The organism is Aquiflexum sp. TKW24L (genome assembly GCF_023502205.1).
In the GTDB taxonomy this organism is placed as follows: Bacteria; Bacteroidota; Bacteroidia; order Cytophagales; family Cyclobacteriaceae; genus Cognataquiflexum.
In genome coordinates this window covers 88,311-100,637 of the sequence record NZ_JAMFLG010000014.1, presented here as the reverse complement: position 1 = coordinate 100,637, position 12,327 = coordinate 88,311, and the positions used below count along the sequence as shown (strand labels likewise).

Genomic DNA, 12,327 nt, shown 5'->3' with positions numbered 1-12,327 from the left:
ACAATCTCCGATCATTTCGTTCCTATAAGTCAGTATTCTTTTAATACATTGAAACAGATTACGGGAAACCGTTGTTTTCCATACTTACAGCGGAAAAAAACAAAATTATGTATATTCTAAAAGTAAAAGGAAAAGCCAAAATCCCTGATTATGTTCAGATTAGAGATGACAATTTTGTGTTGGTGGCCTATTTTCGGGCAGATAGACCTTTGAAAAATATCGAGAAATTCGGATTGGAGGGAAAGGAAATAGAATTGGAAAGTTTGATCCGTGAACTTCCCTTTGGAAAAACCCAGAAAATAGAACTTTAATGGAATTTAGTAAAGAAGCGATCATTGAAGTGAAAGATGCCTGTATTTTTCAGGGACTTGACGCCGTCCTACAGGATGTTAATTTTTCAATTGCAAAGGATGAATTTGTGTTTTTGATCGGAAGAACGGGAAGTGGAAAAAGTTCACTTTTAAAAACGCTCTATGCTGATCTTACCCTCAAAATGGGTCAGGTCGAGATAGTTGGATTTCACTTAGCCAAAATCAAAAAAAATGAAGTTCCTTACCTGAGAAGAAAACTTGGAATAGTATTCCAAGACTTTCAGCTTTTTCCGGATCGGTCAGTAGCCGAAAATTTATTTTTCGTCATGAAAGCCACCGGTTGGAAGGACAAAGACAAAATGAAAAATAGGATGATCGAGGTTTTGTTGAAAGTTGGTCTTGCTGATGCGGCAAGCAAAATGCCTCATCAGCTTTCGGGCGGAGAGCAGCAGCGTGTCGTCATAGCAAGGGCGCTGATCAACCAACCTTCCATTCTTTTGGCAGATGAACCTACAGGAAATCTTGATCCCGATGTGGCAGATGGTATTTTCAAACTTTTTCAGGAAATAAACAACGAAGGTACCGCCATACTGATGGCAACCCACAACCATGACCTGTTGAGGAAATATCCATATAGGGTACTAAAATGTGAAAAAGGCAAACTCCTTGACAGTAAGACCTCTGACATTACGATCAACACCTCATACTGAGTTCAGATTATTTGAAAATACTTTTTATCTTTTCAATCAATTTGGCAGGGAACTGCGTTTAGCTCTTTGTTATGACCTAGTGATCAACCCGTTAAAATAATTGTATATGAAGCACCTATTCAGTCAAAAATCTGGTTTTTACATTTTGATGGGAGCCTTAATCCTGTTGAATGCCTGTCAAGACAAAACTGAAGATCCGGCACCAGTCTTATCTGAGAATGCGAAAGTAAATACTTGGATCCAAACCATTATGGATCAAGCTTACTATTGGCTGGAGGATATGAGAAAGCCGATTTCTCTTGAATCAGATCCAGAAGATTACTTTGAATCGTTACTTTTTAGACCTACAGATAGGTTTTCGGTCATTTTTCCAGATTATCAGGAACTGATCAATAGCCTTTCTGGAGTAACCAAAGAAGCGGGCTATGAAATTACCCTTGCCCGTGAAAGCAGTACCAACAACAATGTTGTTGCCTTTGTAACTTACACCAAAAAAGGAAGTCCTGCTGAAATTAAGGGAATGAAACGAGGGGACCTTATTACACAGATTAATGGTGTAAGAATGAATTTGGATAACTATCGTGAATTGTTGGCTTTGAGATCAGAAGCGCATACAGTATCACTCTTTAGATATAATCAAGAATCTGCCAATTACGTCGCATTACCAAGTGTTGATTTGACAACTGCTGTTCTATCAGAGAATCCAAATTTCCTTGACTCGATTTACACCATTGGAAATCAAAAAATCGGCTATGTAGTCTACCACTTTTTTGCACCGGGAATTGAGGGGCAATCAACAAGGTATGACGATGAGATGGATGAAATTTTTGCCAAATTCAAAGCAGAAGGTATCAACAATTTGATCTTAGATTTTAGATACAACGGAGGAGGCAGTCAATCCAGTGCCGTCAATCTTTCTAGTTTAATTGCTCCGGGGGTTACCGATAAAGATGTTTTATCCAAAAATAAGTTTAATTCATTTCTTTCCGGTTTTGAACAATTCAAAAATGTAATCATCGAATTTGAAAACAAACCGGAAAATCTTGGTACCATATTGTCGGGAAATAGATTATATGTTATTACATCTTCAAGAACCGCTTCAGCAAGTGAATTGATTATTAACGGGCTTAAGCCTTATATGGATGTTTTCCTTGTTGGAGGAGTGACTTTTGGTAAAAATGTTGGATCCTTTGCGCTTCAAGACACAGAAAATCCAAACAATAAATACGGGCTTCTACCCATCGCATTCCAATCCTTCAATAAAAACGACCAATCTGATTATTCAAACGGCTTTCAGCCAAACGTTCAGGGAAATGAGCTTTCCCAACCTACTCTGCTTCCTTTGGGAGACACCAATGAGTTCCTGCTCAAACTGACTTTGGAACAGATAACAGGTATTCCATCTCCAGATAGGCTTCAGCTTATTGACAGGATTGATCTTGGAAGTTCTCTAGAAAATCAGACAAGGTTTGGAAAATTGATTGATGACCAAACAAAATTTAAACTGAATCGCTAACACAAAATCAAGCTCCTTCCCCACCGGAAGGAGTTTTTTTTTGACAATGGAATACCATTAACAGAATTGATAGAATAAAACCTGTCAATTTGTCGGTATTTTTTTAATTTCGCAGTCCTAAGTAAATGATTCATGGAAAATATCATCAAAGATATAGATATCCTCAGTCCTGAGGAGGCGCAAGCAACAGATTACAAAACCACAGAAGAAGTCAATACCGGCAAGCAAAAAAAGCTTTACATTGAATCCTATGGCTGCCAGATGAATTTCTCCGACTCGGAAATAGTGGCCTCCATCATGAAAGAAAATGGCTATGATACCACTTCTGATTTTGAGCAAGCTGATGTGATTTTTTTGAATACCTGCTCTATCAGGGACAAAGCTGAACAGACTGTACGCAAAAGACTCAGTCAGTTCAATACCCTCAAAAGAAATAAACCCGAATTGATGGTGGGTGTGCTTGGCTGTATGGCGGAGCGATTGAAGGAAAAATTTCTCGAAGAAGAAAAAATCGTGGATGTCGTCGTCGGACCCGATGCCTATAGAGATCTTCCAAATCTCATAACAGGAGCGGAATTTGGTAACAAAGGTGTAAATACTTTTCTTTCAAGAGAAGAAACTTACGCAGACATCTCTCCCGTCAGGCTCAACTCCAATGGGGTCAATGCCATGATTTCGATCATGAGAGGCTGCGACAACATGTGCTCTTTTTGTGTAGTACCATTTACAAGAGGCAGGGAAAGAAGCCGAGATCCACATTCCATTGTCATTGAAGCGCGAGATCTTTTCAATCAGGGATATAGGGAGGTTATGCTTTTGGGCCAAAATGTGGACAGCTACAAATGGTCTGCAGAAGAAAACAACAAAGCTAGGTTGATCAAAAAAGAGGATGAGTTGTCAGAGGTGGTGCATTTCCACCATTTATTGGAGATGGTCGCAGAGATCAGTCCTTTGCTGAGGGTGCGATTTTCGACTTCCCACCCCAAAGACATTACTGACGAAGTGCTGTACACCATAAAAAAATACCACAACATCTGTAAATACATCCACCTTCCAGTCCAAAGCGGAAATTCAAGAATCCTCGAATTGATGAACAGGACTTATGACAGGGATTGGTATTTGGAAAGGGTGAGTAAAATCAGAGAAGTACTTGGAGAAGAATGTGGTATTTCTTCTGATATGATTACCGGCTTTTGTACCGAAACAGAGGAAGAACATCAGGATACATTGACCTTGATGGACATTGTGAAGTATGATTTCTCCTACATGTTTTTCTATTCCGAACGTCCCGGAACATTAGCTGCAAAAAAATTCGAAGATGATATTCCATTGGAAGTAAAGAAAAGAAGGTTGGCTGAAATCATCGACAAACAAAGCCAACTGTCTTTTGAAAGAAATAAACTTGACTTGGGGAAAATCCATGAAATCTTGATCGAGGGAACATCTAAAAGGTCAAATGAGCAACTCAAAGGAAAAAACTCGGCCAATAAAGTGGTGATAATTCCTGATGGACCTTACAAAAAAGGTGACTATGTCATGGTAAAAATTACCGATTGCTCACCGGCAACATTGTTTGGAGAAGTTGTTTCCTGATATTCAAGACGCTATAATGATCACAAACTCAGAGATTCAAAGTATAAAGCAGCGCTTTGGCATAATAGGAAACAGCCCATTGCTGAACCACGCCATTCAGGTGGCCATGCAGGCCTCCCCTACCGATATGACTGTATTGATTACAGGCGAGAGCGGTAGTGGCAAAGAATCATTTTCAAAAATTATCCATTCCTTAAGTCTCAGAAAGCATGGCAAGTTTATCGCCATCAACTGCGGGGCCATTCCGGAAGGGACAATTGATTCCGAGCTTTTTGGACATGAAAAAGGTTCCTTTACCGGGGCTCATGAAGCAAGGAAAGGCTACTTTGAAGTAACCGATGGCGGTTCTATTTTTTTGGATGAAATCGGAGAAATGCCATTGGGAACACAGGCGAGGCTTCTTAGAGTTTTGGAAAACGGGGAATTTATCAAAGTGGGTTCCTCAAAAGTCCTCAAAACCAACGTTCGTGTCATAGCAGCCACCAATGTCAACCTGATCAAAGCTGTTGAAAAAGGGGAATTCAGGGAAGACCTGTATTATAGATTGAATACAGTTCCTATCTATGTACCGCCGCTGAGAGAAAGAGGAGAAGATGTGGTCATGTTGTTTAGAAAATTTACGACTGACTTTTCGGAACGGTATAAAGTAAAACCTATTGCCCTAGATGATGCTGCCAAAAAGTTATTGGTCAAATTCCCATTTCCCGGAAATATCCGACAGCTTAAGAATATTGCTGAGCAGATCTCACTTTTGGAAGAAAACAGAGAGGTAGAAGCTGCAACATTAGCCAAGTACTTACCGACAGAGCAAAGCAGGCTTCCGGCATTGACCCATGGATTGGGAAGCCTTGGTGATTCAAGTGATTTTTCGGAAAGAGAAATATTATACAAAGTCCTCTTCGATATGAAAAGGGACATGAATGACCTCAAAAAGTTGGTTTTGGAGACGTTCCAATCAGGTGGGATCAATTCGAATATCATGAGCAAACATCAAAATCTATTTGATGACCTTGAGAAAACAGCTTCCTTCGAGGAGAAAAAACCTACAACAACATCATCCAATTTGCCTCTCGTGATTGACCATCAAAAGCAGAATGAAGAATTGGAAGATTATGATGATGATACCATTGAAGATATCATCCATGAGGAGGACGACAATTCGCTGTCATTGGAGAAAAAGGAAAAAGAAATGATTCTCAAAGCACTCAGAAAACACAACAATAAAAGAAAATACGCTGCAAGTGACCTTGGGATATCCGAAAGAACGTTATATAGAAAAATCAAACAGTATGACATTGAGTAGGAAAACAAAAAGCTATTTCTTTACATTGCTCATCCCTATTTTGGTTTTTCAGGGATGTGCGATCAAATACAGCTTTACCGGAACGAATATTAACTATGAATTGACCAAATCCTTTTCGGTAGAAAATTTCTTCAATGATTCCGGCGGTGGTCCTGCGAATATGGAGCAGTTATTTACAGAATCGCTCAAGGAATTTTATCAGAGAAATACCCAACTTGAATTGGTAAGAACGAATGGCGACCTTCAGTTTCTCGGGGCAATCAAACGATATGCAATCACCCCACAGGCAACAGTAACGAGCACAGACCCAAATCTTCCTGACAGGGCAGGACAAATGAGATTGACCATATCCATTGAAGTGGAATACCTCAATACGGTCAATGAAGATGAAAACCTCAAACAGACATTCTCCTTCTTTAAAGATTATGACCCGAGGACCACATCCATTCTACAGGTAGAAAGCCAATTGATTGAGGAGATTTTCAACAATATTATTCAGGACATTTTCACTGCTACAGTTGCCAATTGGTAAAAATCACTAAATTGGAATCTATTCAAAATTCATTATCGTGAACAGCCAACAATTAATATCAATTCTGAAGGTGGGAAATTCTCTCCAAAAAGAGGATGTCGCCCACCTGATCAAATTGCATGAAAGCTTTCCGTTTTTTCAGGTTCCAAAAGTTTTGCTTGCCAAATATGAATTTGAAAAGTCAGGTGGCAAATCCAAAGAAATTTTACCTTTCGCATCCATTGCAAGCCCTGACCGGAAATGGCTCAAACTGATGGTGGAATCTGACACACCTTTTCGGTTTTTGGAAAGTAAGATTGTCGAAAACATTGAAACTCTTTCGAGTTACAGACAGGCTTCTCAAAAAAACATTGTTTTAGAGGGATTTGAACAATCCTTGGTTCCTGAACCTACCGTAGAGACCGATCCTGAAATCAGAGCCAAAATCCTCAAAAAATTGGAGGAAAATCTGAACAGTAGGCATGACCCATTAGTCACTCCAAAAATGGAAGAACCCGAAACTTCTTTCAAGCCAAAGAAAAGGAGGGTAAATGATGATTTGATCGAAACCATCAGGAAAAGGGAAAAGAAAGAAATCGTCGATGAGAAAAGGAAAGAGCAAATAGATCTGATCAAGTCTTTTAGTAAAAAAGACATCAAATTGGCTACGCTCAAGGAAATGGAAGATTTCCAAAAGCAAGCTGATCTCTCGGAAAACAGTACCCACCTCCATCCTACTTTGCTTTCGGAGTCATACGCCAAACTGTTGGTAAAGCAGGGCAAAAAACAAAAAGCCAAAGAAATATATCAAAAATTAATGGTGAAATTTCCAGATAAAAACCTTTACTTTGCGGACTTAATTAAAAGCTTGGATTCATAATATCACTCATATGTTTACATTTCTTATTACTTTAATTATTATTCTTGCTGTATTGTTGGTTCTAGTAATCCTGGCACAGGATTCCAAAGGAGGCGTTGGCGCAGCATTTGGTGCAGGAGCATCCCAAATCATGGGTGTGACCAAAACCGGAAATATTCTTGAAAAGGCAACTTGGGTTTTGGCGATTGCTATCTTGGCGCTTTCCCTTTCCTCTTCAGCTTTTTATTCTACCTCCCAACAGACTCAATCTACTTCTCCGAATATTGAAAACGCAAGGAAACAAATTGTGAGTCCTTCTTTTGGTGATTCAGAAAGCTTGCTTCCGACCGAAGGAGCAGTTCCTGTTCCAGTCGATACTACCAATAACTAAAATCAAAAAAATTAAGCCCGCTCCAAGCGGGCTTTTTTATTCCACCACTTTTAAAAGCAACCTTTTACTGATAGGTACAAAACTCTCCTCCAAAGGAATATGCTGCCGGCTGCAAATGCAGTAGGTGGCAGGATTGGGAAGCTCCTTGTTGGTCTTGATAAGGTCAAGTTTGATTTGCTCGTAAGTATTGAGGATAGATCTCCGCACTTTTTGAACCAATTGCATCATAATGCCTTTAAAAGTATCAACGCTGTTTTGAAACAGATTAACCTTGTATTGATATACAAACACTTCTTTCGTTTTTTCGAATGAAAGAAATACATAACCTTCTTTCTGGTATAAAGGTGATATCCCAATTGGCTCAATTTTCATTTCTCTTTCCAAAAAATCGTAAATATTCTTTCCTTCCTCAATGTGGTTTTTGAGCTTTGGAATTGAAAAGGCGACGATGTCCTCGAGCTGCTTCATCATCTCATCATCGATGACCAAAGGTTTGTAGGTAAATTTCATCTCGTTGGAATCAGGACCCACAAGCATTTTTGGAAAGGCAGATTTGATCTGATCCCTATTTTGTTCAAAAATTTTGAGTCTGGTGTAATGCTGAATCAGGTCAGCCAAAGGCGGATAAAGTTTTACCTCTTTAAACTGACCTCCGACGTGCTGCAAATAGGCCAAAAGAAGGTATTTTTTGTATTCAAAATCAATCCATCCTTCTGTAATCCAATTTTCTGATAAGCTTTTCATAACATTCACTTTGTGAAAATTTAAAAAAAACTGACATAATTAAAAAATGTCTTGGAAAAATTGACAGGAAATATTTTTGGATTTCTAAACCTCTGACAGGTTTTGAAGTAATTTGACGGACTATATGTCAGTTGGCCCACATATATCTTGTTTGGCACAAAAAGTGACAATAGACGGTTACAAGATTTTGTTTCTAACCTTTAAAAATCCAATAATTTATGTCAAACGTGAACATCAAACCTCTTGCAGACAGAGTTCTGGTGGAGCCTGCTGCAGCCGAAGAAAAAACCGCATCCGGACTTTACATTCCTGATACTGCCAAGGAAAAACCCCAAAAAGGAACTGTTATAGCTGTAGGAAGCGGCAAAAAAGACGAGCCATTGACTGTAAAAGTAGGTGACCAGGTGCTTTATGGCAAATACGCAGGTACTGAACTTGCAGTTGAAGGTCATGATTATCTCATCATGAGAGAATCAGATATTTTTGCAATTCTTTAATCATCTATTTCAATTATTAAAAAGAACTTAAAACAACAAAAAAATGGCTAAAGAACTATTTTTCAATACCAGCGCAAGAGACAGATTGAAAAAAGGAGTTGATGCTCTTGCTGACGCAGTAAAAGTAACACTCGGACCTAAGGGAAGAAATGTCATCATCGACAAAAAATTTGGCGCTCCTTCTATCACCAAAGATGGTGTGACAGTAGCAAAAGAAATTGAATTGTCTGAGCCTATCGAAAATATGGGTGCTCAATTAGTGAAAGAAGTAGCTTCCAAAACTGCCGACAACGCAGGTGACGGAACTACCACTGCCACTGTATTGACTCAGGCAATATTTGGACTTGGTATCAAAAACGTAGCCGCAGGTGCCAATCCAATGGACTTGAAAAGAGGAATCGACAAAGCCGTGGCTGTTATCATTGCGGATTTGAAAGCCAATTCAAAAACCATCTCTACCAGCAAAGAAATCCAACAAGTAGCTACTGTATCTGCAAACAATGACGAGGAAATCGGCAAAATGATTGCAAATGCAATGGATAAAGTTGGAAAAGACGGAGTTATCACTGTTGAAGAGGCAAAAGGAACCGAAACCGAAGTTCGTACTGTAGAAGGTATGCAATTTGACAGAGGATACCTTTCTCCATATTTTGTGACCAACACAGAAAAAATGGAAGTCGAATTAGACAGACCATATATATTAATCTATGACAAGAAGATCTCTTCAATGAAGGAATTGCTTCCTGTTCTAGAGCCTGTTGCACAATCAGGTAGACCATTGTTGATTATTTCTGAGGATGTTGACGGTGAAGCTTTGGCAACACTAGTTGTTAACAAAATCAGAGGTGCCTTGAAAGTAGCTGCTGTAAAAGCGCCAGGATTTGGTGACAGAAGAAAAGCAATGTTGGAAGACATCGCTGTTCTTACCGGCGGGACTGTAATTTCTGAAGAAAGAGGTTACAAACTCGAAAACGCTACCATTGATTACCTAGGTACTGCCGAAAAAATCAACATCGACAAAGACAATACAACTATTGTCAACGGTGCAGGTGAAAAATCAGGTATCGAGGCTAGAATCAATGAAATCAAAGCTCAGATTGAAAAAACAACTTCTGACTATGATAAAGAAAAACTTCAGGAAAGACTGGCAAAATTGTCAGGTGGTGTAGCCATCTTATACATAGGCGCTGCTACTGAAGTTGAAATGAAAGAAAAGAAAGACAGGGTTGATGATGCATTGCATGCAACCAGAGCTGCTGTTCAAGAAGGTGTTGTAGTCGGTGGCGGTGTTGCTCTTGTTAGAGCTGCATTAGCTTTGGACAACCTAAAAGGTATCAATGAAGATGAAGACACAGGTATCAACATCATCAGGTTTGCTATCGAATCTCCATTGAGAACAATCGTAGCAAATGCGGGCGGTGAAGGATCAGTTGTAATCAACAAAATCAAAGAAAATACAGGTAATTTCGGTTACAATGCAAGAACAGATGTCTATGAAGACCTTTTCGAAGCAGGTGTAATCGATCCTACCAAAGTGACGAGATTGGCATTGGAAAATGCCGCTTCTATTGCTGCATTATTGTTGACTACCGAATGTGTAGTAGCTGATGTTAAAGAGGAATCTCCTGCAATGCCTCCTATGGGCGGCGGCGGAATGGGCGGCATGATGTAATTCATAATTCGTCTGATATGAAAGAGGAACTTTAAGGGTTCCTCTTTTTTTTTCAACGCGTTGACCTATTAAATGAATCTATAAATATCAATTGCGATTAATTCCTATATTTTTATAATTTAGAAAAGTATATTTGGGAGAACTTAAACAGCTTTCGAATTTCGGATAATCTTCTATGCAAAGGTTCCATTCAATAATTTTAGTAGATGATGACCCTATCAATAACTTGATCAACAAAAGGTTGATATCGAAATTAAAGTTGACGCCCCAGATTGAGGAATTTCTAGAAGCCGAACTAGCAATAGAGAGAATCAGAAAAATGGATGTGTCTGACAACATCCTGATTTTTTTAGATATCAATATGCCGGTGATGAATGGGTGGGATTTTTTAAACCAATACATGAAAGAATTTAAACTTAGGAAGGATCAAATTATCGTCCTCTCAAGTTCCATTGATTTTCAAGACCGACAAAAAGCAAAAGAATTTACCTGTGTGGAAGGATTCATTGAGAAGCCGCTTTCACCCGAAAAAATCAAATATATTTTATGAGCCGGTCGGTTAAAATCCAATCCTCTGAGACCCAAATCGAAGTTTATGAGTTTGGTGATGGGATTTTCAATAAGCACCATATCACCCATACTGAGGAGATCAAACCGTTTTTGGAAGTCAACCATAAATTTTGGCTCAATCTCTATGGCCTGGAAAACGATATTTTGCTAAAAGAAATCGGTGAGATTTTTGAAATACACCCTTTGACGCTCGAAGACATTAAGAACACATCGCAAAGGCCAAAATTTGAAGAGTTTGAAGAGAATATTTTTATTGTTTCCAAAATGATTTATTATAAAAATAAATCACATGAACCCATTACAGAACAGATAAGTATTCTTTTTGGAAAAAACTATATCATCTCTATACAGGAAAACCCCTTTGATATTTTTGACCCGATCAGGTCAAGGCTAGAAAATCCAACAGGTAAAATGCGGAAACTAGGGACTGATTATTTCGCATACACCCTACTAGATACCATTGTGGATAAATACTTTGATTGCCTCGAACATGCTGTCGAAAAAATCGAAACACTGGAAGACCACATTATCAGTCAATCTAAGAATACAAAACTTCCTGATATCTTCCACCAAAGAAAAACCATACAACAGATCAAAAGAACGGTTTGGCCCACTCGGGAATTACTTTCCGCATGGAAAAAGTCGGAAAGTCCCTTGGTCAAAAAGAAAACCAATCCCTTTATCAATGATGTCTATGAACATGTCATTGAAATCATTGAAAATCTGGAGATCCAACGGGAATCAATTTCTGCCTTGGTCGAATTGTTCATGTCCAATCTCAGCTTGAAGCAAAATGAGGTCATGAAAACCCTGACCATCATTGCTACCATATTTATACCTCTAACTTTTATCGCAGGAGTCTATGGAATGAACTTTGAGTTTATGCCTGAATTAGGCTGGAAATACGGCTACTTAGTTATTTGGATTTTCTTTTTAGGGTCAACCTTGGGAATGATGTACTATTTCAAAAAGAAAAAGTGGTTCTGATTTTATACTTTTTATTTACATAAACATTCCTTTTATTTTTAATACTTTTTTTATATTTTTCGGTAATAATCACCCGTAAAACACCAAAAGCATTCCTAAATAAGTAAAGTTCGATTATTTGGATTTGAAACTTTACCCAGGTTTTAGATGTCCAATTAGATTTTATGATTCATCCATTTTTATATAGATTAATTAATATAAAATGAAAAATATTTTACTGTTTTCAGTTCTTTTTGTGGCGACCCTTTCATTGACTTTTGCCCAGATCACATGGAATGGAAACATAAGTTCTGACTGGAACACAGCTGCCAACTGGACTCCTGCAAACGTACCCGATGCAAATAATGAGGATGTCTTAATCAATGGAGCCGGAACTTTTCAGCCAACTCTTCCTGCTAATACCACCATTAGGGATTTTACCATGTCCGGTGGAACCTTAACCTTGGGAGGAAATACATTAACGATACGGAATAGCAATACCTCAGATGGAACAATTTCCAACGGTGAGATTCGCGCAAGCAATTTTAATTATATGGCCAATATGTTTATGGAAATATATCGCTCTTCAAAACCGCTGCCGGAAACAACGATCTTCAGGGAAACAATACCTTTAATGGATCTACGACAATTACCAATTTGACCAACAGCAGGTTGAGGTTTGCA

14 protein-coding genes are annotated in these 12,327 nt (G+C 38.6%); 13 read left to right on the top strand and 1 reads right to left on the bottom strand.

Translation table 11 applies throughout. The annotated features are described in order from the left end of the window. Positions 1-107 precede the first annotated feature (107 nt). From M3O96_RS11275 to secG, 8 genes are all read left to right on the top strand, one after another. Positions 108-311, top strand: a complete 204-nt coding sequence (locus M3O96_RS11275; RefSeq protein WP_249720696.1) for a fructose-6-phosphate aldolase — start codon at positions 108-110, stop codon at positions 309-311. After that, positions 311-1,021 carry a cell division ATP-binding protein FtsE gene (locus M3O96_RS11270; RefSeq protein WP_249720695.1) on the top strand — a complete coding sequence of 237 codons (711 nt, stop codon included), beginning with the start codon at positions 311-313 and terminating at the stop codon, positions 1,019-1,021. The genes M3O96_RS11275 and M3O96_RS11270 overlap by 1 nt, the downstream gene beginning before the upstream one ends. Positions 1,022-1,127: 106 nt before the next feature. After that, positions 1,128-2,537 carry a S41 family peptidase gene (locus tag M3O96_RS11265; protein ID WP_249720694.1) on the top strand — a complete coding sequence of 470 codons (1,410 nt, stop codon included), beginning with the start codon at positions 1,128-1,130 and terminating at the stop codon, positions 2,535-2,537. A gap of 132 nt (positions 2,538-2,669) precedes the next feature. After that, entirely contained in the window at positions 2,670-4,130 is a 1,461-nt protein-coding gene (gene miaB / locus M3O96_RS11260; protein ID WP_249720693.1) for a tRNA (N6-isopentenyl adenosine(37)-C2)-methylthiotransferase MiaB, read from the top strand. Positions 4,131-4,146: 16 nt separating this feature from the next. Beyond that, positions 4,147-5,433, top strand: a complete 1,287-nt coding sequence (locus M3O96_RS11255; RefSeq protein ID WP_249720692.1) for a sigma-54 interaction domain-containing protein — start codon at positions 4,147-4,149, stop codon at positions 5,431-5,433. Then, positions 5,420-5,965 (top strand): LPS assembly lipoprotein LptE, encoded by a 546-nt coding sequence (gene lptE, locus M3O96_RS11250; RefSeq protein WP_249720691.1) that lies wholly within the window; start codon positions 5,420-5,422, stop codon positions 5,963-5,965. The genes M3O96_RS11255 and lptE overlap by 14 nt, the downstream gene beginning before the upstream one ends. 37 nt (positions 5,966-6,002) lie before the next feature. After that, on the top strand, positions 6,003-6,824 hold the full coding sequence (locus M3O96_RS11245) for a DUF8458 domain-containing protein (RefSeq protein ID WP_249720690.1): 822 nt from the start codon (positions 6,003-6,005) through the stop codon (positions 6,822-6,824). A 10-nt stretch (positions 6,825-6,834) separates the two neighbouring features. Then, entirely contained in the window at positions 6,835-7,194 is a 360-nt protein-coding gene (secG, locus tag M3O96_RS11240) for a preprotein translocase subunit SecG (protein WP_249720689.1), read from the top strand. Between the two features lie 36 nt (positions 7,195-7,230). On the opposite strand, the gene M3O96_RS11235 is transcribed toward secG, so the two are convergent. Beyond that, on the bottom strand, positions 7,231-7,938 hold the full coding sequence (locus tag M3O96_RS11235; RefSeq protein ID WP_249720688.1) for a hypothetical protein: 708 nt from the start codon (positions 7,936-7,938) through the stop codon (positions 7,231-7,233). A gap of 218 nt (positions 7,939-8,156) precedes the next feature. On the opposite strand from M3O96_RS11235, the gene M3O96_RS11230 reads away from it, so the two are divergent. The 5 genes from M3O96_RS11230 (at position 8,157) to M3O96_RS11210 (ending at position 12,304) form a co-directional block, all read left to right on the top strand. Then, positions 8,157-8,435 carry a co-chaperone GroES gene (locus M3O96_RS11230; RefSeq protein ID WP_249720687.1) on the top strand — a complete coding sequence of 93 codons (279 nt, stop codon included), beginning with the start codon at positions 8,157-8,159 and terminating at the stop codon, positions 8,433-8,435. Positions 8,436-8,478: 43 nt separating this feature from the next. Further along, positions 8,479-10,107 (top strand): chaperonin GroEL, encoded by a 1,629-nt coding sequence (groL, locus tag M3O96_RS11225; RefSeq protein WP_249720686.1) that lies wholly within the window; start codon positions 8,479-8,481, stop codon positions 10,105-10,107. A gap of 175 nt (positions 10,108-10,282) precedes the next feature. Continuing rightward, entirely contained in the window at positions 10,283-10,657 is a 375-nt protein-coding gene (locus M3O96_RS11220) for a response regulator (protein WP_249720685.1), read from the top strand. Beyond that, complete coding sequence (gene corA / locus M3O96_RS11215) at positions 10,654-11,664, top strand: magnesium/cobalt transporter CorA (protein ID WP_249720684.1); 1,011 nt, start codon at positions 10,654-10,656, stop codon at positions 11,662-11,664. The genes M3O96_RS11220 and corA overlap by 4 nt, the downstream gene beginning before the upstream one ends. A 202-nt stretch (positions 11,665-11,866) precedes the next feature. Then, entirely contained in the window at positions 11,867-12,304 is a 438-nt protein-coding gene (locus M3O96_RS11210; protein ID WP_249720683.1) for a DUF8693 domain-containing protein, read from the top strand. Positions 12,305-12,327 lie beyond the last annotated feature (23 nt).